This is a genomic window from Arthrobacter sp. LT660 (assembly GCF_056172845.1).
In genome coordinates, this window is the sequence record NZ_CM149651.1 from 613,285 (window position 1) to 638,017 (window position 24,733).

General features: G+C 67.9%; 24 protein-coding genes. 7 read left to right on the forward strand and 17 right to left on the reverse strand.

Annotated elements, in window-relative coordinates; all coding sequences use genetic code 11:
* The 3 genes from ctaC to AC0QSG_RS02865 form a co-directional block, all read right to left on the reverse strand.
* Window positions 1-876 (reverse strand): aa3-type cytochrome oxidase subunit II, encoded by an 876-nt coding sequence (ctaC, locus tag AC0QSG_RS02855; protein ID WP_475376586.1) that lies wholly within the window; start codon window positions 874-876, stop codon window positions 1-3.
* Between the two features lie 208 nt (window positions 877-1,084).
* Window positions 1,085-1,459: a HesB/IscA family protein gene (locus AC0QSG_RS02860; protein ID WP_475376587.1), complete on the reverse strand. Its 375-nt coding sequence runs from the start codon at window positions 1,457-1,459 to the stop codon at window positions 1,085-1,087.
* Between the two features lie 85 nt (window positions 1,460-1,544).
* Window positions 1,545-2,948 (reverse strand): M20/M25/M40 family metallo-hydrolase, encoded by a 1,404-nt coding sequence (locus tag AC0QSG_RS02865; RefSeq protein WP_475376588.1) that lies wholly within the window; start codon window positions 2,946-2,948, stop codon window positions 1,545-1,547.
* A gap of 61 nt (window positions 2,949-3,009) precedes the next feature.
* Here AC0QSG_RS02865 and AC0QSG_RS02870 point away from each other — a divergent pair, with 61 nt between their 5' ends.
* Window positions 3,010-3,597, forward strand: a complete 588-nt coding sequence (locus AC0QSG_RS02870; protein WP_475376589.1) for a DUF3043 domain-containing protein — start codon at window positions 3,010-3,012, stop codon at window positions 3,595-3,597.
* An 83-nt stretch (window positions 3,598-3,680) separates the two neighbouring features.
* Here the strand turns inward: AC0QSG_RS02870 and AC0QSG_RS02875 are convergent, their stop codons facing one another.
* Window positions 3,681-4,766, reverse strand: a complete 1,086-nt coding sequence (locus tag AC0QSG_RS02875) for a quinone-dependent dihydroorotate dehydrogenase (protein ID WP_475376590.1) — start codon at window positions 4,764-4,766, stop codon at window positions 3,681-3,683.
* A gap of 61 nt (window positions 4,767-4,827) precedes the next feature.
* On the opposite strand from AC0QSG_RS02875, the gene AC0QSG_RS02880 reads away from it, so the two are divergent.
* A complete protein-coding gene (locus AC0QSG_RS02880; RefSeq protein WP_475376591.1) occupies window positions 4,828-6,102 on the forward strand; it encodes an alpha/beta hydrolase in 1,275 nt (424 codons plus the stop codon).
* Here the strand turns inward: AC0QSG_RS02880 and AC0QSG_RS02885 are convergent.
* From AC0QSG_RS02885 to AC0QSG_RS02915, 7 genes are all read right to left on the reverse strand, one after another.
* On the reverse strand, window positions 6,075-6,902 hold the full coding sequence (locus AC0QSG_RS02885) for an isoprenyl transferase (protein WP_475376592.1): 828 nt from the start codon (window positions 6,900-6,902) through the stop codon (window positions 6,075-6,077). The two genes, AC0QSG_RS02880 and AC0QSG_RS02885, sit on opposite strands and share 28 nt — an antisense overlap.
* On the reverse strand, window positions 6,899-7,651 hold the full coding sequence (recO, locus tag AC0QSG_RS02890; RefSeq protein ID WP_475376593.1) for a DNA repair protein RecO: 753 nt from the start codon (window positions 7,649-7,651) through the stop codon (window positions 6,899-6,901). The genes AC0QSG_RS02885 and recO overlap by 4 nt, the downstream gene beginning before the upstream one ends.
* A 24-nt stretch (window positions 7,652-7,675) precedes the next feature.
* Window positions 7,676-9,418 (reverse strand): 2-isopropylmalate synthase, encoded by a 1,743-nt coding sequence (gene leuA / locus AC0QSG_RS02895; RefSeq protein WP_475376594.1) that lies wholly within the window; start codon window positions 9,416-9,418, stop codon window positions 7,676-7,678.
* A gap of 236 nt (window positions 9,419-9,654) precedes the next feature.
* Window positions 9,655-10,626 (reverse strand): GTPase Era, encoded by a 972-nt coding sequence (era, locus tag AC0QSG_RS02900; protein WP_475376595.1) that lies wholly within the window; start codon window positions 10,624-10,626, stop codon window positions 9,655-9,657.
* 5 nt (window positions 10,627-10,631) lie between these two features.
* On the reverse strand, window positions 10,632-11,960 hold the full coding sequence (locus tag AC0QSG_RS02905) for a hemolysin family protein (RefSeq protein ID WP_435726162.1): 1,329 nt from the start codon (window positions 11,958-11,960) through the stop codon (window positions 10,632-10,634).
* Window positions 11,957-12,430, reverse strand: a complete 474-nt coding sequence (gene ybeY / locus AC0QSG_RS02910) for an rRNA maturation RNase YbeY (protein ID WP_435726163.1) — start codon at window positions 12,428-12,430, stop codon at window positions 11,957-11,959. Before ybeY ends, AC0QSG_RS02905 begins: the two co-directional genes overlap by 4 nt.
* 2 nt (window positions 12,431-12,432) lie before the next feature.
* Window positions 12,433-13,527, reverse strand: coding sequence for a PhoH family protein (locus tag AC0QSG_RS02915; protein ID WP_475376596.1), 1,095 nt, complete (start codon window positions 13,525-13,527; stop codon window positions 12,433-12,435).
* 259 nt (window positions 13,528-13,786) lie between these two features.
* Here AC0QSG_RS02915 and AC0QSG_RS02920 point away from each other — a divergent pair, with 259 nt between their 5' ends.
* Window positions 13,787-14,722: a GerMN domain-containing protein gene (locus tag AC0QSG_RS02920; RefSeq protein WP_435726165.1), complete on the forward strand. Its 936-nt coding sequence runs from the start codon at window positions 13,787-13,789 to the stop codon at window positions 14,720-14,722.
* Here AC0QSG_RS02920 and AC0QSG_RS02925 read toward each other — a convergent pair.
* Genes AC0QSG_RS02925 through hrcA form a run of 3 tightly spaced genes read right to left on the reverse strand, consistent with a single transcriptional unit; the run spans window position 14,719 to window position 17,731 of the window.
* Window positions 14,719-15,540, reverse strand: a complete 822-nt coding sequence (locus tag AC0QSG_RS02925) for a 16S rRNA (uracil(1498)-N(3))-methyltransferase (RefSeq protein WP_475376597.1) — start codon at window positions 15,538-15,540, stop codon at window positions 14,719-14,721. The two genes, AC0QSG_RS02920 and AC0QSG_RS02925, sit on opposite strands and share 4 nt — an antisense overlap.
* Window positions 15,540-16,661 (reverse strand): molecular chaperone DnaJ, encoded by a 1,122-nt coding sequence (gene dnaJ / locus AC0QSG_RS02930; RefSeq protein WP_475376598.1) that lies wholly within the window; start codon window positions 16,659-16,661, stop codon window positions 15,540-15,542. The genes AC0QSG_RS02925 and dnaJ overlap by 1 nt, the downstream gene beginning before the upstream one ends.
* Before the next feature lie 56 nt (window positions 16,662-16,717).
* Complete coding sequence (hrcA, locus tag AC0QSG_RS02935) at window positions 16,718-17,731, reverse strand: heat-inducible transcriptional repressor HrcA (protein WP_475376599.1); 1,014 nt, start codon at window positions 17,729-17,731, stop codon at window positions 16,718-16,720.
* 180 nt (window positions 17,732-17,911) lie between these two features.
* Between hrcA and AC0QSG_RS02940 the strand changes: the two genes are divergently transcribed.
* Together AC0QSG_RS02940 and AC0QSG_RS02945 are read left to right on the forward strand one after the other, a co-directional pair.
* Window positions 17,912-18,772 (forward strand): DUF3097 domain-containing protein, encoded by an 861-nt coding sequence (locus AC0QSG_RS02940; protein ID WP_475376600.1) that lies wholly within the window; start codon window positions 17,912-17,914, stop codon window positions 18,770-18,772.
* 105 nt (window positions 18,773-18,877) lie between these two features.
* Complete coding sequence (locus AC0QSG_RS02945) at window positions 18,878-19,312, forward strand: DUF4870 domain-containing protein (protein ID WP_435726170.1); 435 nt, start codon at window positions 18,878-18,880, stop codon at window positions 19,310-19,312.
* A gap of 15 nt (window positions 19,313-19,327) precedes the next feature.
* Here AC0QSG_RS02945 and hemW read toward each other — a convergent pair whose 3' ends face one another.
* The gene (gene hemW / locus AC0QSG_RS02950; RefSeq protein WP_475376601.1) at window positions 19,328-20,557 is read right to left on the reverse strand and encodes a radical SAM family heme chaperone HemW; all 1,230 of its coding nucleotides are present in this window, start codon (window positions 20,555-20,557) and stop codon (window positions 19,328-19,330) included.
* A 4-nt stretch (window positions 20,558-20,561) separates the two neighbouring features.
* Complete coding sequence (gene lepA / locus AC0QSG_RS02955; RefSeq protein ID WP_435726172.1) at window positions 20,562-22,415, reverse strand: translation elongation factor 4; 1,854 nt, start codon at window positions 22,413-22,415, stop codon at window positions 20,562-20,564.
* 133 nt (window positions 22,416-22,548) lie between these two features.
* Between lepA and AC0QSG_RS02960 the strand changes: the two genes are divergently transcribed.
* Together AC0QSG_RS02960 and rpsT are read left to right on the forward strand one after the other, a co-directional pair.
* Window positions 22,549-23,094, forward strand: coding sequence for a type II toxin-antitoxin system PemK/MazF family toxin (locus tag AC0QSG_RS02960; protein ID WP_475376602.1), 546 nt, complete (start codon window positions 22,549-22,551; stop codon window positions 23,092-23,094).
* A gap of 197 nt (window positions 23,095-23,291) precedes the next feature.
* The gene (gene rpsT, locus AC0QSG_RS02965; protein WP_435726174.1) at window positions 23,292-23,552 is read left to right on the forward strand and encodes a 30S ribosomal protein S20; all 261 of its coding nucleotides are present in this window, start codon (window positions 23,292-23,294) and stop codon (window positions 23,550-23,552) included.
* A gap of 128 nt (window positions 23,553-23,680) precedes the next feature.
* Here rpsT and holA read toward each other — a convergent pair whose 3' ends face one another.
* Entirely contained in the window at window positions 23,681-24,700 is a 1,020-nt protein-coding gene (gene holA, locus AC0QSG_RS02970; protein WP_475376603.1) for a DNA polymerase III subunit delta, read from the reverse strand.
* Window positions 24,701-24,733: the final 33 nt, after the last annotated feature.

Here is a 24,733-nt window from a genome sequence, read left to right on the forward strand (position 1 = left end):
CTACTCTCCTTCGCCGTGGGTCTGCGAGTTGTTGGCGACCTGGTCCGGCTTGCGGTCGTATTCCTCGCCGATGTGCCCGTCCTCGAGCGTCGCGAGGTGGTCGAGGAACTCCTGTTCCGGCACCACCTTGACGTTGAAGAGCATCTCGGAGTGGTATTCGCCGCACAGTTCGGCGCATTTGCCGTCGTACGTGCCCTCGACCTCGGGGGTCAGGTAGATGTAATTGGTCTTGCCCGGGATCATGTCCAGCTTCTGCAGGAACGCCGGGATCCAGAACGAGTGGATGACATCGCGGCTGTTCAGCTCGAAGGTCACCGACTTGCCGACCGGGAGGTACAGCGTGGGAAGGGTTTCCTCGGTGCCCTCGGTGCCGTCAAGCTCCGCCTGGACGCCGGCGGAATACTTCTCCTGGCCCTGATAGGAGTAGTTGAAGTCCCAAGACCATTGCTTGCCGCGCACGTCGACGACCAGTTCGGAATCCACCGGCGTGTTCATCTCGCGCTCCGTTGCGTCCGAGAAGGAGAAGAACGTCAGCACCATCATCAATGGGACGGCCGTGTAGAAGATCTCGATGGGGAGGTTGTAGCTGAGCTGGCGCGGGTAGCCGGTGTCGCCCTTGCGGCGGCGGTAGGCCACGATGCACCAAATGATCAGGCCCCACGTCAGCAGGCCGATCAACAGCACAACGATCCACGAATTGACCCAGAGATCCTGGATGGATCCGGTGTGGTTGGTGGTGTCACGCTCCACGTTGGGCAGCCAGCCTCGCTGGACTTGTTCTGAACAACCCGTCAACAGCAACGCCCCCGCGCTGGCGATGGCCAATACCTTGGCCCTACCCCGGCGGCTGCTGCTGGTTCGGTCTTGCGAACTCACAGACGGCCCTTCCTCTTTGTTTGGTGCTGAATGATGCTTCGGCCCGCGGCCGGCGGTTTCCCTGGGGAATAACCGGCAGTGACTAGGCCGAAGGAAAGCATGGTTTTACTACTTACTGTAGAGCTTACCCTCTGAGGCGGGTCATTGCAGACAGAAACCCCGGCGGCGCGCGTCGAAATCGCGGACCGCCGGGGTCGCCGCTCCCCCGCTAGTGGAAGGAGTCGCCGCATGCACAGGAACCGCCGGCGTTCGGGTTGTCGATGGTGAATCCCTGCTTGGAGATGGTGTCCTCGAAATCGATGGACGCACCGGACAGGTACGGGACGCTCATCTTGTCGACGACAACCTCGACGCCGTCGAAATCGCGAACCGCGTCACCGTCCAGCAGCCGCTCGTCGAAGTAGAGCTGGTAGATCAGTCCGGAACACCCTCCGGGCTGGACGGCGACACGCAGCCGGAGATCGGTGCGTCCCTCTTGCTCCAACAGGCTGCGAACCTTGCCGGCTGCGACATCGGACAGCTGGACCTCGTGGGTCTCCAGCTCGTCCGCGCTGGGCGTGGGGTCATTCGTGGTGGCGGTCATCTGGGTCCTCCATTGCTGCTCGTGTCGGGAGCCGACGCCGTAGCGCGCCGTCTCCTCTCCTCCATGGTACTTCGCGGAGGCATTGTTACTGTCCCTCCGTGTCCAGTTTGACCAGCAGGAGGGCCTCGGCAAGCACCGCGCGGCGGAAATCGTCGATATGCAGTGATTCGTTGGCGCTGTGTGCGCGCGAGTCGGGATCCTCCACACCCGTCACCAGAATTTGGGCCGACGGGTAGACGTCGGTGAGGTCGGCGATAAAGGGGATGGAGCCGCCGATGCCGGTTTCGACAGCGGGAACGCCCCAGGCCTGTTCCAGCGCCCAGAGGCACGCCCGGGAGGCCGGCGCGGACGTGTCGGTGGAGAAGGCTTTTCCCGTCTCCACGATCTCGACGCCGACCCGCGCGCCGAACAGGTCCTGGCCCAACACATGGCTCCGCAACGCCTCGCCGGCGTCCCTCGGGTCCTGCCCGGGCGCGAGCCGAACGCTGACCTTCACGCGCGCCGTCGGCAACAGCGTGTTGGAGGAGACGGCGACGGACGGCACGTCGATGCCGATCACGGACAGCGCCGGCTTGTTCCACAGCCGGTCGGCCAACGGGCCGGTGCCGGCGAGGCGCACGCCGTCGAGCACCGACGCGTCGGCGCGGAAATCGGACTCCGGGTAGTCGATGCTGCTGGTTTCCCGGGACACCAACCCCTCGATGGCCACGTTGCCGTCGGTGTCGTGGAAGCCGGCGATCAGGCGGGCCGCCAGCGTCGGGGCATCCAGCAGCGGCCCGCCGAACATCCCCGAGTGGACGGCGTGGTCCAGGACGCCGATCTCGATCACGGCGCCCACCATCCCGCGCAGGCTCGTGGTCAGGGCCGGGACGCCGACCTTCCAGTTGCTGGAGTCGGCGACCACGATGACGTCGGCCGCCAGGAGGTCTCGGTACTGCTCGAGGAAAGGCCGGAACGACGGCGAACCGGCTTCCTCCTCGCCCTCGAAAAAGAACGTGACTCCGATGCCCAGGTCCCCGGCGACCGCCAAGACACTGCGCAGCGCGGCAATGTGCACCATGATTCCGGCCTTGTCGTCGGCCGCGCCCCGGCCGTAGAGACGGCCGTCGACTTCGGTCGCCTCGAACGGCGGCGTGTTCCAGAGCCCCGGGTCGCCGGGCGGCTGGACGTCGTGGTGCGCGTACAGCAGGATGGTGGGCTTTCCGTCCCGCGCGGGCCTGCGCGCAACGACCGCGGGGCTCCCCTCCTTGCCGGACGACGTCGTGGCGGTCAGGATCCGCACGTCTTCCATTCCCGCGGAGCGCGCGAGGCCGGCAACGGCGTCGGCGCTGCGCGCCAGTTCGGCCGGGTCGAAGGCATCCCAGGCGATGCCCGGGATGCCGACGAGTTCCGTGAGTTCAGCCAGCGTACGGGGGAAGGCTTCGGCGACGTGGGCCGAGAGGGCAGCGACGTCGACGCCTTCCGCGGTGGGTCTCTCGTGGGTAGTCATGGCAAGAACCCTACCCATGGTGCCGTTCGGATGCCCCGCCCGCTGCGGCTAGACTTGACGCGTGTTTGGACGTAAGAAGGATGACGCCGCCGCCATGCCGGCCGCCCCCGAGGAAACCCTGCCCAACTCCGCCGGGGGCAAGGGCTCGCCCACGCCCCGACGGAACCAGCAGGAGGCGCAACGCAAGCGGCCGCTGGTTCCCACCGACCGGAAGCTCGCCAAGGAGCGCGACCGCCGGCGGCGCATGGAACAGCAGGAAAAGATACGCATCGCCAACGAAACGGGCGACGAGCGCTACCTGATGCCCCGCGACAAGGGTCCGCAGAAGCGGTTCGCCCGGGACTTCGTGGACGCGAGGTGGATGGTGGGCGAGTTCCTGATGTTCATCATCTTCGGGTTCCTGATCCTCGCCCTGGCTCTCCCGGGCGCCGTCCAGCTGCAGGCCTACGTCACGCTCGGCCTCTGGGTGGTCCTGGCGATCACCGTCGTCGACGCCTACATCATGACGCGCCAGCTTAAAAAGAGGCTGATCGAGAAGTTCGGTTCCAACGAGCGCGGCGTCCTCTGGTACGCGTCCATGCGCGGCCTGCAGTTCCGCAAGATGCGCCTGCCCAAGCCGCAGGTCAAGCGCGGCGAAACCCCCAGCTAGGTATCAATCCAACGTACGACGACGGGGCCGACCAGAGATGGTCGGCCCCGTTCTCTTTGGGTCTGGTAGGCGTGGCCGGCGGGCTACCCGCGGCTCTGCGCCAAGTGCCTGCGCAGGGCACGATTGATGCGCATGGCCCAGAACGGCCCCTCGTACAGGAACGCGGTGTAGCCCTGGACCAGGTCCGCGCCCGCGTCCAACCGCTCGATGACGTCGGCGGCGGTTTCGACTCCCCCGACCGACACCACGGCCGTGCCCGCGCCGAGACGGGCTCGCAGGCGCCGAAGCACCCCGAGCGAACGCGACTTGAGCGGGGCGCCGCTGAGGCCGCCCGCGCCGATTTCGGCAAGGCGCTCGGGCGGGGTGCGCAGGCCGAGCCCCTCGCGCGCGATGGTGGTGTTGGTCGCTATCACACCGTCCAGCCCAAGATCCGTGACGAGGTCGGCCACGTCGTCGACGTCGTCGTCCGCTAGGTCGGGCGCGATCTTCACGAGCAGTGGCACGTGCCTTCCCGCCACGCGGTCAGCTTCGGCGCCGACGGCGGCGAGCAGCGGGCGCAGCGATTCGATGTCCTGGAGCAAGCGGAGGCCCGGCGTGTTCGGCGAGCTGACGTTGACCACCAGATAGTCGGCGTGGGTCGCCAGCAGGGCGGCCCCGGCGAGGTAGTCCCCCACCGCATCAGCGAGTTCGACCGTCTTCGTCTTGCCGATGTTCACGCCGACCACGGGTCGCGTTCCGGCGAACCTGCGTCCCAAAAGGGGTCGGACGGCGGCGACGCGGGGCGCGACCGCAGCGGCGCCGTCGTTGTTGAAGCCCATTCGGTTGACGACGGCGCGGTCCTCCACCAGCCGGAAGAGCCTCGGCCGCGGATTGCCCGGCTGGGCCTGCCCGGTGATGGTGCCGACCTCGATGTGCCCGAACCCCAGGTCCGCCAGGGCGGCGACCCCGTGCCCTTCCTTGTCGAAGCCGGCGGCCAGGCCGAACGGCGAAGGGAAGTCGATTCCCATCACGGTGCGGCGCAGCGACGCGTGCGGGCGGGTGGCCTTCCGCAGGATGGCGGAGGCGCCGCACCGTTCCGCCGTTCGGATCAACCGGAAGCCGATGTGGTGTGCCCTTTCCGGATCCATGCCGGAGAAGACAAGGCGGAAGAAGGTCGGATAGATGCGCATGGTCTCCAGTCTCCCGCGGAGCGCGCAAGACTGCCAACTCGCGGCTGGATATGCTCGGGTCATGGACAAGGTGGGTGTTGATTCCGGTGGCGACGGTCGCGAAGGTATGGATCCGACGGTGGACCCCGCCGACATGCCCGTTCCGGTCGGCACGGTTCCCCCGGCCGCCGAGCTGGTGGACGGGGGCGGGTTCGCCGCCGATTCGCCCCCCGGACAGTGGACGCGGGATCCGCTCGGTCCAGGGTTCCGCTACAGGACGCTGGACCAGGGGAAGGACGAAGAGGGGCCCGTTCGGGCGACGCTGGTGCGCTACCTGCCGGCGTCGGACGCGCCGGACCCGGGCCCTCCGGTGGCGCGCCCACCCCGGCGCGCCGTCATGGCGCGCGCGGTGGACGGCCTGCGTCGCTCCGGCGGCTGGGGCGCCGCGGGGACTCGCGGCACGCACGAAAGTCCCTCTGCCGGCGTCGGCCCGGCCGGTTCCGGGGGCTGTCCGGTCCGTGTCGTGCTTTCCGTCCACGGCTGGACGGACTACTTCTTCAACGCCGAGCTGGCCCGCTACTGGACGGCCAGGGGCTACCGCTTCTACGCGTTGGACCTGCGCCGCTACGGTCGGAGTTTGCGTCCTTGGCAGACGCCCGGCTTCGTCACCGACCTCCGCGAGTACGACGCCGATATCGAGGCCGCGCTCGAGGCCATCCACGGGGACGTCGGAACGTCCGTCGACGTGGTGTGCGTGGCGCATTCGACCGGAGGGCTGATCGCGTCGCTTTGGGCGGACAGGAACCCCGGTGTCCTGAGCGGTCTGGTCCTGAACTCGCCCTGGCTGGAGATGCAGGGCAGCTGGATGGTGCGGAACGCCGCCGCCAGCCTGTTGGATCCGGTCGCCCGACGCCGGCCGCGGACCAAACTGAAACTGCCCGAGGTCGATACCTACTGGCAATCGCTCAGCGTCGAGGCACACGGCGAATGGAAGCTCCACCCGCTCTGGAGGCCGCGCCATGCGTTTCCGGTGACGGTGGGATGGATGTCCGCTGTCCTGGCCGGCCACTCGACGGTGTCGAAAGGCCTGGACATCCGGGAACCCGTGCTTGTCCTGACTTCCGACAGGTCCCACTTCGGAACGCAGTTCGACGCCGGGATGCTGGTCTCGGACGCCGTCCTGGAAGTCGAGGTGGTGCGTCAACGCGCCCTGAAACTGGGCCGCGAGGTCAGCGTGGTGCGGATCGAACGGGGCATGCACGACCTCTTCACGTCCTCGGCACGGGCACGCTCCGAGGCGTACCGCGCGGTGACCCGGTGGTCGGACGGCTACCTGTCGCCGTCCTCCGCCGGCTGATCGACCGCTCCGCCGTAGCGTCGGTCGCGGCGGGCATAGATCTCGACGGCTTCCCAGAGTGTGCGGCGGTCGACGTCCGGCCACAGCACGTCCATGAACACCATCTCCGCGTACGCCGATTGCCAGAGCAGGAAGTTGGAGGTGCGCTGCTCCCCGGAGGTCCGCAGGAACAGATCGACGTCGGGCAGGTCCGGTTCGTCGAGGTATCGGCCGATCGTCTTTTCCGAGACGCCAGAGGCCTTGAGCCGTCCGTCCGCCACGTCCCGGGCGATGGCGGCGACGGCGTCGGCTATCTCCGCCCTGCCGCCGTAGTTGACGCACATGGTCAGCTGGCACACCGTGTTTTTCCTGGTGACTCGTTCGGCCTCCAGCAGCTCGTTGACCACGGTGCGCCAGAGCCTGGGCCGGCGCCCCGCCCACCGGACACGCACGCCCCAGGCGTCGAGCTGGTCCCGCTGCCGGCGGAGAACATCCCGGGAGAAGCCCATGAGGAAGCGGACCTCGTCGGGACTGCGTTTCCAGTTTTCCGTGGAGAACGCATACACGGAAACGAACTCGACGCCGATCTCGATGGCGCCGGCCACGACGTCCAGCAGTGCGGCCTCGCCCGCGTGGTGTCCCTCGGTACGCGGCAGCCCGCGCTGGTTGGCCCACCGGCCGTTGCCGTCCATGACGATGGCCACATGCCGCGGAACCAACCCGGGTGGAACGTTCGGCGGGACGGCGCCGCTGGGGTGCGGGGCCGGCGCCTCCGGATGGCGGCCGAGGTCCGGCCCCGATGTTTTCCTCAGGGGGATCACGCTCTTTCCACATGCTTGAGGGATTTGACCACTCGCTCCAAGTGCCACTGCAGGTATCCTGCCACAATGCCCGCGCTCTCGCGGCGTCCCGGGGCGTCGCCGGCCGCGACCCGCTCCCAGTCGCCCGCGAGCAGGGCGGCGAGCAGTTCGATGGTTTCGGGCGCCGGCGAACTGGACCCGGCGGGCCGGCAATCCGCGCAGACGACTCCGCCCAGCGGAATGTTCACGGCAGTGTGTGGACCCGGTTTCCCGCAGCGGGCGCAGTCCGTGAAGTTCGGCGCCCATCCGGCGGTCGACAGGGCGCGCAGCAGGTAGGAATCCAGCAATTGGCCCGAGTCGCCGCTCCCCCGTGCCAAGGCGGCGATCGCGCCGTGGAGGAGCCGGAACTGCGGACCGGCCGACTCGCCGTCGATGTCGGTCAGCCGTTCCGCGGTCTCCGCCATGGCGTGTGCGGCCGTGTACCGGCCGTAGTCCCCGGCCAGTGCCTGGCCGTAGGGGCCGCGCAGTTGTGCCTGGGTCACGATGTCCAGGGATCGGCCGTGGACCAGTTGCGCGTCGACCAGCATGAAGGGTTCCAGCGTCGCGCCGAGCTTGGAGCTGGTCCGCCGGACGCCCTTGGCGACCGCGCGGATCTGTCCGTGTCCGGGAGTCAGCAGCACCACGATGCGGTCGGCCTCGCCCAGCTTGTGCGTGCGCAGGACCAGGCCATGGGTGCGGTACGACTTGGAGGCGAAGCTGGAACGGGACACGCGGACGCCTAACTGCCCAAGCCCCTAGTGGGCGTCCCTGATGGCGCGGTTCACGGCGGAGACCACGGCTTTCAACGAGGACATGGTGGTGTTGGTGTCGATGCCGATGCCCCACAGCACCCGCTCGCCCACGGCGCATTCGACGTAGGCCGCAGCCATCGCGTTGCCGCCCTCGCCCAGGGCGTGCTCCGTGTAGTCGAGGATCCGAACGTCCACCCCGTCCTCGGACAGCAGCCCCACCAGGGCGTTGATGGGCCCGTTGCCCGTGGCGGTGCGCCGCTGCGCGTGGCCGTCGACGATGAGTGTCGCGGTCAGCGAGAACGAGCCGTCCTCGGCCGTTTCCGTGGTGACGCTGCCGAGCTCGTAGCGGCCCCAGCGGTCGGTGCCGTCGATGCCGCGGCACGGCAGGTACTCGTCCTGGAACGCGGTCCAGATGGCGGCGGGGCTGATCTCGCCGCCGTCGCCCTCCGTCTTGCGCTGGACGACGCCGGAGAACTCGATCTGCGCGCGGCGCGGGAGGTCGAGCTGGTGCTCGCTCTTCAGCAGGTACGCGACCCCGCCCTTGCCGGACTGGGAATTGACGCGGATGACCGCCTCGTAGCTGCGTCCGATGTCCTTCGGATCCACGGGCAGGTACGGCACGGCCCACACCAGGTCGTCAACGTGCTTTCCGGCCGCCCCGGCGTCGTGCTCCATGGCCTCGAAGCCCTTCTTGATGGCGTCCTGGTGGGAGCCGGAGAAGGCGGTGAAGACCAGGTCGCCGCCGTAGGGCGACCGCTCCGCGACGGGAAGCTGGTTGCAGTACTCGGCCGTGCGGCGGATCTCGTCCATGTTGGAGAAGTCGATCATCGGGTCGATTCCCTGGGCGAACATGTTCATGCCCAGCGTCACAAGGTCGACGTTTCCGGTGCGTTCCCCGTTGCCGAAGAGGCAGCCCTCGATCCGGTCCGCCCCCGCCAGGTAACCGAGTTCGGCCGCCGCGACACCGGTGCCGCGGTCGTTGTGCGGGTGGAGGGACAGGATGATCGACTGTCGGTTGACGAGATTGCGGTGCATCCACTCGATGGAGTCCGCGTAGACGTTGGGCGTGGCCATCTCGACGGTCGCCGGCAGGTTCAGGATCATCGGACGCTCCGGCGTCGCGCCCAGTTCGTCGGCCACCGCGTCCGAAATGCGGCGGGCGAACTCCAATTCGGTCCCGGTGTAGGACTCCGGGGAGTACTCGTACGTCACGTCCGTTCCGTCGAGTCCCTCCTCGTACTTCTTGCACAGCCGTGCGCCGGTCAGCGCAATGTCGACGATGCCGTCCTGGTCCTGGTTGAACACCACGCGCCGCTGCAGGATGGACGTCGAGTTGTAGAGATGCACGATCGCGCGCTTGGCGCCCTGCAGGGACTCGTAGGTGCGCTCGATGAGGTGCTCCCGCGACTGGGTCAGCACCTGGATCGTGACGTCGCCGGGGATGCGGTCCTGTTCGATCAGCTGGCGCACGAAGTCGAAGTCAGTTTGGGAGGCGGAGGGGAAGCCCACCTCGATCTCCTTGTAGCCCATGGAGACGAGCAGATCGAACATCTTGTGCTTGCGCTCGGGGCTCATCGGATCGATCAGGGCCTGGTTGCCGTCGCGCAGGTCCACGGCGCACCAGCGCGGTGCCTTGGTGATCGTCTTGTCCGGCCAGGTCCGGTCCGGGAGGGACACCTCGATCTGGTCCTGGAAGGGGACGTACTTGTGGATCGGCATTCCGGAGGGCTTTTGGGCGTTGTGCATGGTTCAGGTGGCCTTTTCAGTGGTGGTTGAAAATGGTGGCCGGCAGCACGAAACTCCGCAGCGAGGGATCGGCCTAGGACCGTTGGCCCCGTGTTGCCTCGCCGCGGCGGCTAAGTAGAAGCATTCCCGCACGCATGTCCCCACATTATCACCCACGCCGATCAAGTCCTCCACCGTCCCGGCATTATTGCCGGGACGGGACGTTGGGCCCCGCCCCGCCGGCGTGGGCGACGCCGTCAGAAGCCCAGGCGCCCGAGCTGCTTCGGATCCCGCTGCCAGTCCTTGGCGATCTTCACGTGCAGGTCGAGGTACACGCGCGTTCCCAGCAACCTCTCGATTGCCTGGCGCGAACGGGTCCCGACCTCCCGCAGCCGGGCGCCGGCGCGGCCGATGATGATCGCCTTCTGCGACGAACGTTCCACGAAGAGGTTGACGTGGACGTCCAGCAACGGGTTGTCCGCGGAGCGGCCCTCGCGGGGGATCATCTCCTCGACCACGACGGCGAGCGAGTGCGGAAGCTCGTCGCCCAGCCCCTCGAGCGCGGCCTCACGGATGAGCTCGGCGACCATCACAGCCTCCGGTTCGTCGGTGAGCTCGCCATCCGGGTAGAGCGGCGGCGAGACGGGCATCTGCTCCACGAGCACGTCGGCCACCGCGCCCACCTGGAAATCGCCCGTTGCCGAAACGGGGATCACCGCGGCCCAGCCGGCCTCGCCGAGGGTCTCCGTGCCCAGCGCGGCGACGGCCAGCAGCTGCCGCATGAGCGCGGCCCGGTCGACGAGGTCCGCCTTGGTGACGACGGCGACAATCGGCTTGCCCTTGAGCTGCGCCAGCTGGGCCGCGATGTAGCGGTCGCCCGGGCCGATCTTCTCGTTCGCCGGAAGGCAGAAGCCGATCGCGTCGACCTCGCTGAGGGTGTCGGCGACCAGGTCGTTCAGGCGTTGGCCCAGGAGGGTTCGCGGACGGTGGAGGCCCGGGGTGTCCACCAGGATCAGCTGCGCATCCGGGCGATGGACGATGCCCCGGATGGTGTGCCGCGTTGTCTGCGGTTTAGCGGACGTGATGGCGACCTTCTGGCCGACGAGCGCGTTCGTGAGGGTGGACTTGCCCGCGTTCGGGCGGCCGACGAAGGACGTGAAGCCGGCGCGGAAACCGGACGGCCATTCGCTCGGCAGGAGTCCGCCTGACCCGGTGTTGTCTTTTGACATGGTTCCTATTCCCTTGTGGTGTCGCCCGGTTGGGCGGTTTCCATGCGGCCGGTCGAGCCGTCCTCGGAGGTTCTTTCCTCGTCCTGCGTCTCGTCGAGCCAGGCCAGCACGTAGCCGATGCGGTTACGGCGTCCCTCCAGCCGCTCGGCGTGAAGCCGGATACCGAAGACGCCGACCTCGGAGCCGACGATGGGCACTCGGCCGAGCGTCTTGGCGAGCAGGCCACCGACCGTGTCCACCTCCTCGTCGTCGAGCTCCCGATCGAACAGTTCCCCGAGGTCGTCGATCGACATCCGCGCACTGACGCGGAAGACGCCGTCACCCACGTCCTCGGACTCGGTTCGCGTCGTATCGTACTCGTCGTCGATCTCTCCGACGATCTCCTCGATCAGGTCCTCCAGCGTAACGAGCCCCGCGGTCCCGCCGTACTCGTCGATGACGATCGCCACGTGCGTGGACTCGCGCTGGAGTTCCTGCAGCAGTTCGGCGACCGACTTGGACTCGGGAACGTACCGGACGTCCCTGCAGACGGCCTCGACCGGGCGTCCATCCGCCTGGTTGGTGTGCAACCGGGCCGCGACGTCCTTAAGGTAGACGATTCCGACGATCTGGTCGGCGCTCTCCCGGATGACGGGTATCCGGGAGCACCCCGAACGCAGGAAGAGCGTCATGGCGCTATGCAGCGACGTGCCGACGTCGACCGTCACCATGTCTGTTCGGGGCACCATGACGGACCGGACACGGGTGTCACCGAGCTCGAAGACGGAGTGGATGAAGTCCGCCTCGACGTCCTCGATCATGTCCGCCTCGTTGGCGCGGTCCACCATGTCCCGGAATTGTTCCTCCGTAAAGAACGCGTCCTCCCGGACCGGTGTCCCGGGGGCTATCGCCGAGCCCACCCGCACCAGCCAACCGGGGATGGGACCCAGGATCACGCGGAGGAACCGGACGAGCGGTGCCGTGAAGACGACGACGCCGGAGGCGCGGTCCCTTCCAAGACGCCTCGGCGACACACCAACCAGAACGAAGCCGATGGCGGCCATCGTGGCCGTGGCCAACAGGCCCGCGAGCCACACGTTGTCCAGAAGGTCGTGGTAGAGAATGGCAATGGCCACCGCGGACGCGGTCTCGAACCAGATGCGCCAGAACCGCACGGCGTGCGTATGCGCCGTCGGTTCGGACAGGATCTGCCGGAGTCGCTTCCGGGGGCGGTCCGCCAGCATCTGCTCCGCCTCGGAACGCGGCAGGAACAGATACGCCGACTCCGCGGCGGTCAACACCGCGGCGCAGCAGATGAAGGCCACGGCGAGGAGCGCGAGAAGCGTGAGGATCATTCGGTCGTCTCGCGCGGGGCCGGCCGTCCGAGGAAGGCCTCGAGCAGGCTCCGCTGCAACCCGAACATCTCTTCTTTGTCCGCGGGATCGTCGTGCTCGTAGCCGAGAAGGTGGAGCATGCCGTGGGTGGCCAGCAGGAGGATCTCGTCCGCCGTGCTGTGACCGCCGCCCTTGGCCTGTTGGGCGGCGACTTGGGGGCAGATGACGATGTCGCCGAGCATGCCGGCTGGCGTCTGGCTTCCGGGGCTCCCGGGGCGGAGCTCGTCCATCGGGAAGGACATGACGTCCGTGGGCCCCGGCAAGTCCATCCAGTCGACGTGCAACCGTTCGATGGCGTCCTCGTCGACCAGGATGATGGAGACCTCCGCCTCCGGGTGCACATAGAGGGAGTCCAGGATGTGGCGTCCCAGGCGGCTCAGCGCCTCGAGGTCCGCGGACATGGCCGACTCGTTGTTCACCTCGACGGACATGGCTAGCCCTTCCCGGCGTCGGCGGGCGGAACGGACGTGCCGGAGGGACGCCCGGGACGCCGGTTGGTGCGCCTCGTGCGCCAGTCGATCGGCGGCTCGGACTCGCGCGCGGTCCACGTCTCGTACGCGGTGACGATGTCGGCGACGAGCCTGTGGCGGACAACGTCGGTGGCGTCGAGCATCCGGAAGGCGATGTCGTCGACGTCGTCGAGGATTTCGCTGACGACCTTGAGCCCCGACTTGGTGCCACCCGGAAGGTCGATTTGCGTGATGTCGCCCGTGACGACGATCTTGGACCCGAAACCGAGGCGGGTCAGGAACATCTTCATTTGCTCCGGCGTCGTGTTCTGCGCCTCGTCGAGGATGATGAACGCGTCGTTGAGCGTGCGTCCGCGCATGTAGGCCAGCGGGGCCACCTCGATGGTGCCGGCGGCGATGAGGCGCGGAATGGACTCGGGATCGACCATGTCGTGCAGCGCGTCGTAGAGGGGGCGCAGGTAGGGATCGATCTTGTCCGTCAGCGTGCCGGGTAGGAATCCGAGCTTCTCCCCCGCCTCGACGGCCGGCCGCGTGAGGATGATGCGGCTGACCTCCTTGGCCTGGAGGGCCTGCACGGCCTTGGCCATGGCGAGGAAGGTCTTGCCCGTCCCCGCCGGCCCGATGCCGAAGATCACCGTGTTGTCGTCGATCGCGTCGACATAGGACTTCTGGTTCACCGTCTTGGGGCGGATGCTTCGTCCGCGGCCCGTCAGGATGTTGAGGCCGAAGACGCCACTTGCGCTGCCCGGGACGGTGGACGGACCATCGACCATGCGGACGAGCTGCTCGACCAGGTGCGCGGAAATGCGTGTTCCGCGGCCCGCGAGGCCGCGGGCTTCGTGGACGACGCGCAACGCCTTGGCGGCATCTCCGGGTTCGCCCCCCACCGTGAGTTCGTTGCCGCGAACGTGCAACTTCGCCCCGGGGTAGACGCCTTCGACGATCCGCAGAACCTCGTCGTGGGCGCCGAGCGTGGCAACCATCTGGTCGGTGGAGTCGAAGTGGACCACTTCAGCCTCGCCGCTCTCCTGTTGTGGCTTCTCGGCGTCCTGAATCATGCTGTCGGCGTCGCCTCCCGTGGCTGGGCGCCGGCGTATCCGGGCCCGGGTCCCGGGCCGTTTCCGGCGCTCTCCCATCCTACTTGAACAGCCCCGCGGGGGCGGCGGCCGCAGGAATTAGTGCACACGCGGGACATATCGGTCGTACAACAGTCCTGCCGCATCCCCGGTCCGGGGTGCGCCCCCGGGCGAGTGCTATGCCAAGCTTGTTGGGCGGCCGATGGTGGCCACCCCGCTATCCCCCCTGAAAAGGACGACCTTGACGACCCCCAAACACCGTAGACGCACGCGTTCCCGCGTGGCCGTCCTGGTGCTTGTCGCGTCCCTGGGCGCCGTGTCGGCCTGCGCTGGGGGCATGGGTGTGCCCACGACGACGATGCCGGAAGGATCCTCGACGACGGCGCGGGTCACGCCGCCGCCGCAGGACGCCGAACCGCTGGAGAAGTTGAGCAGCCACCGCCTCTCGCCCGTGTATTGGCTCGGCGAGCGGGACTTGACCGTCTACCTGTACCGCGAATACCTCAAGGCCGAGGATCAGGGCGACCCGATCACCTCGGCCATCAAATACATGTTGGAGCACACGCCGACCGACACCGACTATTTCAACGTCTGGTCGCCCGCCGCGCGCATCGGTACCTCCATCGACACGAACAATGTGATCACCGTCGATCTTTCGGACGACGCGTTCTCCCGCGAACTCGACCGTGGGCTTGCCGAACGCGCCATCCAGCAATTGGTGTACACGGCCACGGCCGCGGCGGCCAACGCAGGGTTGCTGACAGGCACGACTCCGTCGCGGGTCGCCGTGCTGGTCGACGGGCACACGGGCTACGAGGCCTTCGGCCACATCCCGCTCGATGGACCGATCGAACGAGTCGCCAGTCTCCGGGCGCCCATTTGGGTCATCGATCCGCAAGACGGCGCGACGCGTCCCGCCGGCAAGCTGACCGTCCGCGGTGTTTCGGCGGGATTCACCGGCGGCACACGGTGGGAGGTGCGCCGCACCCGCGACGGGGAACCGGGCGAAGTCGTCTCGCAGGGGGCGCTTGCATTGGGCGCGGGCGAACTTCCGGAGGATGCGTTCGAAATCGTCCTGAACATGCGCCCGGGCGAATACCGGCTGTCCGTGTGGGGCCAGACGGCGCAGGATGCGGAGCGCCTGAGCGAGGACACCAAGGCGCTGACCGTCAACTAGTTCCGGACGGAACCGTCCAGCAGGCCGGCGAGGTGCCGGACCAGCACCAGGGCAGCGGGACCGGCGGTGGACACCCGGAGGACGTTTGTTCCCAGTGATGCCGTCGCGGCGCCGGCCGATACCAGTTTGTCGAGCTCCCCGGGCGCGATGCCACCCTCGGGGCCGACCACCAGCAGTATTTCCACAGGCGGCTTCCCCTGCGCCAGCCGCATCTGGACGACCCGCGACAGGGGCTCCGTGGCGGTCTCGTGGAGCACCACGGTCAGGCGGCCGCCGGGCACTTCCGTACCGCCGCCGGTTCCTTGCGTACCATGGGTGCGGGCCATCGCCGCCAGCTGGTTCGTGTTGACGGGCTCTCCCACCGACGGTTCCCGGGACCGGCGCGACTGCTTCACCGCTGCACGGACGGTCGACTCCCACTTCTGGCGGCCCCTGGCCGCCTTATCGGGCGTCCAACGCACGACGCAACGCTCGGCCTGCCATGGGACCACCCTGTCAATGCCCAGTTCCACCGCGGATTCCACGGCTTGGAGGTCCCGATCGCCCTTCGCCAGCGCCTGAACCAGGACAGTACGGAGGGCGGGAGACGGCTCGACCTCCAAGGTTTCGACGCGGGCCTCGAGGAACCCCTTGGCCGTGGTGACCACGACGCAGGCGGCGCGCCGGCCCCCGCCGTCGACGAGATCGATCCGTTCGCCCTCCCGCACGCGCTTGACCGACACGGCGTGGTGCCCCTCGGGGCCATCCAGCGTCACCGTCTGTCCCGGTGCCGCGTTGGCCAGGGCACCCGGATCGACGAGGAAGGCCTGGTTGCTCATTAGCCGCGGTGGCCAAGCTTGTCGAAGAAGCGGGAGAAGACGCCGCCACGCTCGGAGAGCCGCCCCTCGGCGACCTCCTCGCTGCGCAGCGTCGCGAGCCGCTCCAACAGGTCCCGCTGTTCGGCGTCCAGCTTCGTGGGTGTCTCGACCTGGATGTGCACGATCAGGTCGCCGCGCCCACCGCCGCGAAGCCGTGGAACGCCGAGCTGCGAGAGCCGCGCGGTGTCCCCGGACTGCGAGCCCGACTCCACGCGGATCTCCTGCTTTCCATCGAACGTGTCGAGGTCCAGGTCCGCGCCGAGGGCGGCTGCCGTCATCGGCACGGTCAGCGTGGCGTGCAGGTCGTTGCCCTCGCGTTCGAAGACCGGATGGCGCTTGACCTCGATCTCGACATAGAGGTCGCCGGCGGGTCCGCCGCCGGGGCCGGCCTCGCCCTGCGCCGCGAGGTGGATACGGGTGCCGGTTGCCACGCCCGCGGGCACCTTGAGCTGCTTGCTGACGCGTTCACGCACGCGGCCCTGTCCCATGCACTCGTTGCACGGGCTGGGAAGGGTCGTTCCGAAACCGCGGCAGGCGCTGCACGTCTCAACCGTCATCATCTGGCCGAGGAAGGAGCGAACCGGCCGCTGCACCTGTCCGCGCCCCCTGCAGATGTTGCAGGTCTCCGGCGAGGTTCCCGGCTGGCAGCACGTCCCGTGGCAGGCGGTGCACGTGACGGCGGTTTCCATCTCCAACGGGTAGACGACGCCCTGGACGGCGTCCTTCAGGTCGATCGGCGCGGTGATCAGCGCATCGCGGCCCCGGCTGGTCCGCGAAGCGGGCCCGGCGGCCTGCCCCGTCCCGCCGAAGAACTGCTCGAAGATGTCGTTGAAGCCGTAGCCCGCTCCGGGGCCGGGTCCCGCGGCGTTGCCGTTCTCGTTGCCCGTGGTGTCGTAATTGCGGCGCTTCTCCGGATCCGACAGGACCTCGTAGGCGCGGGTGACGAGCTTGAACTCGTCCGCGGCGCCGTCTCCCGGGTTGACGTCCGGGTGCAGCTTACGCGCAAGCTTGCGGTAGGCCTTCTTGATCTCCTCGGTCGTCGCGCCCTGCGCGACGCCGAGTACGTCGTAGTGGTTGCTCACAGTGTTCGCTGTGTCCTTTCCTGCTTTTCGATGCTTGGTTAACCGGTGGGTCGGCGTTAGCCGGCCAGGATCCGGGAAAGATAGCGGGCGACCGCGCGGACGGCGGCCATGCTGCTGGGGTAGTCCATGCGCGTGGGGCCGAGGATGCCCATCTTGGACGATTGGCCCGGCCCGTAGGCCGTGGCGATCAGTGAGGTCTCAACCAAACCACCGTACGCGTTTTCGCTGCCGATCCGAACCGCGATGCCCCGTGCATCCAATTCCATCTCCGAGAACAACCGCAGCAGCACGACTTGCTCCTCGAGGGCCTCGAGGACCGGGGTAATGGTGAGCGGGAAGTCGCCCGTGGAGCGCGCGAGGTTGGCCGTACCGGCCATCACAATTCGATCGACCACGCTGTTGTCGCCCAGCCCGCCGAGCGCGCCGGCGAGTATCCGTGCGGCCGGGCGGAGCCGAACGGGCACGTTCTCCACGGCGGCGCCCGCCAGCGGCGACAGCTCGGCCAGCTTGCCGCCGGCCGCCATCGCCATGAACGCCGCCTTGATGGTGTGCAGGTCGTCTTCGTTCGTCTCCGCCGGAGTGAGCACAACACGCTGCTCGACCTTGCCCGAAGTGCTGATCAGGACGGCAAGCACCTGTCCGGCGCCGAGCCCCACCAGTTCGATGTGGCGGACAGCCGCGTCGCTGTACTGCGGAACCTGGATGACGGCGACCTGGTGGGTCAATTGCGCCAAAAGGCGAACCGTGCGCTCGAGGACGTCGTCGACGTCGTCCGCGCCTTCGATGAGGGATTGGATGGCGCGGCGCTCCGCGGCGGAAAGCGGCCGCACGTCCTCGATGCGGTCGACGAAACGCCGATACCCCTGTTCGGTGGGGACACGCCCGGAAGAGGTGTGCGGCGCGGCGATCAGACCCTCGTCCTCCAGCGCCGCCATGTCGTTGCGGATGGTCGCCGCAGACACGCCCAGCTGGTGGCGCTCGACAAGAGCCTTCGACCCCACGGGCTCGCGGGAGTGCACATAGTCCTCGACGATGGCCCGGAGCACCTCGAGGCGTCGTGGTTCGGACATCCCTTCCCTCCCGATTCCGTCTCGTGGGCGATGGTTGGACGACGGGGCGGTTTGGCACTCGACGCCGTCAAGTGCCAAGTCTAATACGTTTCGAGGTTGTTAGCATGGTGGCTGCGCGCCGGATGGCCGGATCGCACCGCCGCCCCCGTGGGCGCACCACGAAAGGCTGTGTCAGGCACTGTGAACAACTACGAATGGGGCGCCCGCGAGATCTCGGCCCCGCGACCGAGGAAACTTCGCCAAGTCCCCGCCGCGTTGGGTCTGGTCCTCGAGGACGTGCAGACGGAATGGGTGGGCGAAGTAGTCCGGGTCGAAAAGTCCGGGGGCATGCGGATCGTGGTCCTTGAGGACCGGCGCGGAAAAACCAAGTCCTTCCCGACCGGTTTCGGATTCCTGATCGAGGGCGAGCCCGTCGAGATCGTGGAGCCGGTTCGGGGCGGCACGCCGCCGCGGCCGGCGCGTACGGCGTCCGGTTCGGTGCGGGTCGAGAACCTCAGGGCGCGGACGGCTCGGGCGAGCCGCATCTGGGTCGAGGGCAAGCACGACGCGGAGCTGGTCGAGAAGGTATGGGGCCACGACCTGCGCGTCGAGGGTGTTGTCGTGGAGCCCCTGCACGGCGTCGACGACCTGGCGTCTGCCGTGCGGGAATTCGCCCCGGGGCCGGGGCGGCGGCTCGGCATTCTGGTGGACCATCTGGTGCCGGGCAGCAAGGAAGCCCGGATCGCCGCCGAGTCCATGGCCGTGCCGGGTGCGCGTGGCAACGTCCTGATCGTCGGCCACCCCTACGTCGACGTATGGCAGGCCATCCGCCCTTCGGTGCTCGGCATTCGCGCCTGGCCGGTTGTGCCCCGCGGGACCGACTGGAAAACGGGGATCCTTCGGGGCCTCGGGTGGCCGCATGCAACCCAAGCGGACGTGGCGCTGGGTTGGAAGCGCCTGCTGGCGAGCGTCACGAGCTACGCGGACTTGGAGGCCAGCCTGCTGGGCCGCGTGGAGGAGGTCATCGATTTCCTGACGGCCGAGGGTGGCCCACGCGGGTAGTGACACGGGACAGGCCCGGCGCGCGGAGCGGATCCGCGCCGAACCACCGGCCCGTCGTGCGCGAACCACCGACTTCACGGGATAAACTGGCCGCAATAGGCGACCATGAATGGAGACTCGGGCGTGACCCACGGGTTCAGCGAAAAGGCACGGAACGATTCCGGGGACCGCAGGCACTACGAGGCCTCCTCCCCCTCGCCGTTGCCGTTGTCTCCTTCGGAGGACCGGCAATGGGCAACGATCGCCCACTTCGGATCGATCCTCGGTTTCATTCCGTCGGCAGTGATCTATTTCGTGTACCGCGGGCGCGGCCCGTTCACCGCGCAGGAGTCCAAAGAGGCCCTGAACTTCACGGTGCCGTTGACGGTTTTGGCGATGCTGTCCAACATCCTCACGTTGATCCCGGTGGTCGGGAGCGTCTTCGCGGTGATCGCGGTGGCCATCTGGGTTTACCTGACGGTGAGCGGGGTCGTCGCGGGCATCGAGGTCAACCGGGGCCGGCCATACCGCTATCCACTGAACCTGCGGCTGATCCACTAGCCGGCGGCGTTGGACTCAGAAGTCCAGAAGGCGCCTGACAACGGCGTCGGCCAGCAGCCGGCCGTTCAGGGTCGCAACCACCGTCCCGCGCACGGCCGCCGGCCCTTCGATCAGGCCGTCGGCGATCAGGCCTGCCACCGCCTTCCTTCCCGCCGGGCGCAACTCCGCGGTGGGCATGCCATCGACAATGCGTGTCAGCAACATCGCGCGTTCGAGGTAGCGCGCGTCGTCGTCGGGGGTTTCGCGTCCCGCGGCCGGGGAAACGCCCGCATCGATCCGCTGCTGGTAGGCCGCGGGATGCTTCACGTTCCACCACCGGAGGCCGCCGACGTGGGAGTGCGCGCCGGGACCGGCGCCCCACCAGTCCGCCCCGGTCCAATAGGCCATGTTGTGGCGGCAGCGGGTTTCCTCCGAGCGGCTCCAGTTGCTGACTTCGTACCAGCCGAAGCCCGCGGCCGTGAGCATGGATTCAGCCAACAGGTACTTGTCGGCGTGGTCGTCGTCGTCGATGTCTGGCACTTCTCCGCGTTTGATCTGGGCGGCGAGACGCGTGCCATCCTCGATGATCAGGGCGTAGGCGGAAATGTGGTCCGGCTCGTAGGAGAGCGCGGTCTCCAGGCTGGAGCGCCAGTCGTCGATGCTTTCCCCCGGCGTGCCGTAGATCAGGTCGACGCTGACGGCCAGCCCGGCGTCGCGTGCCCACTGCACGGCGCGGCCCACGCGTTCGGGACGGTGGGTGCGGTCCAGCGTCTTGAGCACGTGGGGCACCGCCGACTGCATGCCGAACGAGACGCGCGTGAATCCGGCGTCGGAAAGAACCCGCAGGGATTCCGGCGTGACGGAGTCCGGATTGGCCTCCGTGGTCACCTCCGCGCCCGGGGCCAGCCCCCAGAGGACGGAGATGCGTTCCAGTACGGACGCAAGGTCCTCGGCAGGCAACAGCGTCGGAGTCCCGCCGCCGAAGAACACGGTCTCGACCCGGCGGTCCGGCAGTCCGGAGCCGGTCAGGACGCGTGCGCCGAACGCCAGTTCGGATCCGACGGCGGCGGCGTAGGTGTCCTGGGTGGCGCCGGAGCCCAGTTCGTGCGCCGTGTAGGTGTTGAAGTCGCAGTATCCGCAGCGCACCGCGCAGAAGGGAATGTGGACGTAGACGCAGAAGGGACGCTCCGCGGCGCCCTCGCCGGACGACGCCGGAAGCAGCCCATTGGCGGGGGCCGGATCTCCCAACGGCAAAACTGAGGGCATCGGGCTACTTCTTGCCCTTGTCCTTGGATTCGTCGGAGGACAGTGCGGCGATGAAGGCCTCCTGCGGCACCTCGACGCGGCCGACCATCTTCATGCGCTTCTTGCCCTCCTTCTGCTTTTCCAACAGCTTGCGCTTGCGCGAAATGTCGCCGCCGTAGCACTTGGCCAGAACGTCCTTGCGGATGGCCCGGATGCTCTCGCGGGCGATGATGCGGGAGCCGATGGCGGCCTGGATGGGAACCTCGAACTGCTGGCGCGGGATGAGCTCGCGCAACTTGGACGTCATCAACGTGCCGTACGAGTAGGCCTTGTCTTTGTGCGTGATGGCGCTAAACGCATCCACCTGCTCCCCCTGGAGCAGGATGTCCACCTTCACCAGATCGGCGATCTGCTCGCCGTCCGCCTTCCAGTCCAGGGACGCGTAGCCGCGGGTCTTGGACTTGAGCACGTCGAAGAAGTCGAAGACGATCTCGGCGAGGGGAAGCCAGTACCGCAGCTCCACACGCTCCTCGGAAAGGTAATCCATGCCGCGCATCTGACCGCGCCGGGACTGGCACAACTCCATGATCGCGCCAACGAACTCGTTGGGAGCCAGAATGGTCGCCGCGACCATCGGCTCGTGGACCTCGAGGATCTTTCCCGTGGGGAACTCGCTGGGGTTGGTGACCGTGACCATGTTGCGGTCGTCCGTCATGACCTCGTACACCACGTTCGGGGCAGTCGAGATCAGATCCAGGTTGAACTCGCGCTCGAGGCGCTCGCGGACGATCTCTAGGTGGAGCAGGCCCAAGAACCCCACCCGGAAGCCGAATCCCAGCGCAACGGAGGTCTCGGGCACGTAGGTGAGGGCGGCGTCGTTCAGCTGCAGCTTGTCCAACGCGTCGCGCAGTACGGGGTAGTCGGAGCCGTCGATGGGGTAGAGGCCCGAGAAGACCATCGGCTTGGGGTCCTCGTAGCCGCCGAGGGAGTCGGCGGCCGGCTTCAACAGGTTTGTCACGGTGTCGCCGACCTTGGAGAGCCGCACGTCCTTCACGCCCGTGATCAGGTATCCGACCTCGCCAACGCCCAGGCCCTTGCTCGGCGTCGGCTCCGGGGAACTGACGCCGATCTCGAGGAGTTCGTGGCTGGCGCGGGTGGACATCATCTGGATGCGCTCGCGCGGGTGGAGTTGACCGTCGACGACCCGCACGTACGTGACGACGCCGCGGTAGGTGTCGTAGACGGAGTCGAAGATCATGGCGCGCGCCGGCGCGTTCGGGTCGCCGACCGGTGGGGGTAGGTCGCGCACGATCTTGTCCAGCAGGACCTCGACGCCGGCGCCGGTCTTGCCCGAAACCCGCAGGACGTCGTCGGGGTCTCCCCCGATGAGGCTGGCGAGCTCGGCGGCGTACTTCTCCGGCTGTGCGGCGGGCAGATCGATCTTGTTGAGCACGGGGATGATGGCCAGGTTGTTTTCCATGGCCAGATACAGGTTGGCCAGGGTCTGGGCCTCGATGCCCTGCGCCGCGTCAACCAGGAGGACGGCGCCCTCGCAGGCGGCCAGCGAGCGGGAGACCTCGTACGTGAAGTCCACGTGTCCCGGCGTGTCGATCATGTTCAGGGCGTATGCGGTGCCGTCGAGTTCCCAAGGCATGCGTACGGCCTGGCTCTTGATCGTGATCCCACGCTCGCGCTCGATGTCCATCCGGTCCAGGTACTGCGCCTTCATGTCGCGCTGCTGCACCACTCCGGTGGACTGCAGCATGCGGTCGGCCAGGGTGGACTTGCCATGGTCGATATGGGCGATGATGCAGAAGTTCCTGATGATCGCCGGATCGGTGGCGGCGGGCACCGGTGCGGTGCGGGCCATGGGAGACACGTGGGTGACCTCGCTCTGTACGGAAGGCAGGTGAACTGGGCGCGGGCGGACCGCAAAAAGCCATTATCCCATGCTTCCGGCGGCGTGCGCTCCCCGCGCGGAGGGCCGCGGGTCCGGCTGGTACCGTGTGCGCATGCAATTCAATGGACGCATGGCCGTGAAGATCATCCGGATGGCGATGCGCCTGGTCCGGTCCACCCGAAGCGCCGGTAGCGGCGGGCCGGCGTCGTACGGCGGAAGCGGAAACCCGCCGCCGCCGCGGGCGGGCGACGCGTCGGGCGGGTGGCAGGCCGGCGGCTATCCGGGGGATTTCACCGGCTCGCTGCGTCCCACCTACCGGCCCGAGCCCGACGGGGAGCCGGATCCCGGCGAGGTGGTGTGGGCTTGGGTGCCCTACGAAGAGGACCACGCCCAGGGCAAGGACCGACCCGTCCTGCTGGTGGGTCACGACGGGCCCTACCTCCTGGGGCTGATGCTGACATCCAAGGACCGCAACAACGGCAGGAACGCCGATCCCAACTACGTGGATATCGGCAGCGGCCGCTGGGACACCGCGGGGCGGGAGAGCGAAGTGAAATTGGATCGTGTCGTGCGCCTCGAGCCGGGCGGCATCAGGCGCGAGGGGGCGGTCCTGGACAAGTCGAGGTTCGACGTCGTGGCGAGCCGGCTCACGGCCTAGACGGCGCCCGCCGACGCGCCGTGTTCGTGCCGGAATCGCGGGGCGGGTGCATTACTGCTAACATTGACTGCTGTGTGTCCGGGCAGGTCGACGGGCACTTCTCCCGAGTCGCCATAGGTATCCCCACGCCGCTCAGTCGATGGCTCTGGAGTGAACCCTCACCGACCCATCCGCGAGAAGCAAGAGAGTTTATACCAGTGGCAAATATCAAGTCCCAGAAGAAGCGCATCCTCACCAACGAGAAGGCACGCGTTCGCAACGCCGCCATCAAGTCGGAGCTGAAGACCGCAATCCGCTCGGTCAACGAGGCCGTGGCCTCCGCCGACAAGGATGCCGCCGGCACCGCGCTGGCCTCGGCCAGCCGCAAGCTGGACAAGGCCGTCAGCAAGGGTGTCGTCCACAAGAACAACGCCGCGAACCGCAAGTCCGCGATCTCCAAGAAGGTCGCCGCCCTCTAGGCAGGACGAGCATGCGGAGGATGGCCGCCCCGGCAACGGGGTGGCCATCCTTTTTTTGTGTTGGAGCAAGGACCCGCGCCGCCCCGCCACCGGACCGTCGCGCACACGTCGACGGTCCGCGGCGTGCATCAGCGGCGTGCGGCCAGGGCGATTCCGGTGACGGCGCGCTCCACCGCGTATTCGGGATCCCGCGATGCGCCCTTGACCTGTGCGTCGGCTTCCGCGACCAGTCGTAGGCAGTTCACGAGCTCGTCCGGCGTCCAGTATTGTGCCTGTTCCTGGGCCTGTTGGACCTGCCAGGGTGCCATCCCCAATTCCCTCGCCAGCTGCCCGGCCGACTTGCGCTGCCCTGCGACCTTGGCCACCTGTCGGAGCTTCATGGCCAGCGCCGCGACGATCGGGACGGGGTCGGTGCCGGTGGCCAGCGCATGGCGCAAAGTGCTGAGTGCGACGGCCCCACGCCCGGTGAGGGCGGCGTCTGCGACCTTGAAACCGGTCGCTTCGACCCGCCCACCGAAGTACTCGTCGACCGACTCCTTGACGACTTCGCCCGTGGTGTCCTGAACCAACTGCGTGCAGGCGGCCGCCAGTTCGGCCAGGTCCGAGCCGACCGCGGCCACGAGAGCCCGCGCGGCGTCGGGCTGGATGCGGCGCTTGGCCTGGCGGAACTCCTGGGCCACGAAGTCCAGCTTCTCCGCGTCCTTCTTCAGCGGCTGGCAGTCGATGACGTGTGCTCCGGCCGCCTTCAGCGCGTCTAGGAGCTTCTTGCCGCGGTTGCCCCCGGAGTGGTGCATCGCCACCACGACGTCCGGCGCGGGCGACTTGCAGTAGACCAAGGCGTCCTCGAGGAAGTCCTCGTTCATGGTGGCGAGCCCTCGCGCCACCACCACTTTGGCCTCGCCGAAAAGCGAGGGGCTGGCGGCCATGAGCAGTTCGCCGCGTTGGTAGGCGGCCGCATCGAACTCCGTGGTTTCTGCTCCGGACTCGCGTTCCCGCACAAGGGTGCGGAGCCGCTCGACGGCCCTCCCGGCCAGATGGGATTCTGGTCCGAGGAGCAGGACCAAGGGGGCCGGTTCAACGGTGCGCCAGCCCACCGCCGATGCCGTCTTGGCCTGACTCCTTGTGGGAGCCGACTTTGCTGCCGCCATGTCCGACCACCTTCCGACGCTTGTTTGACTCTG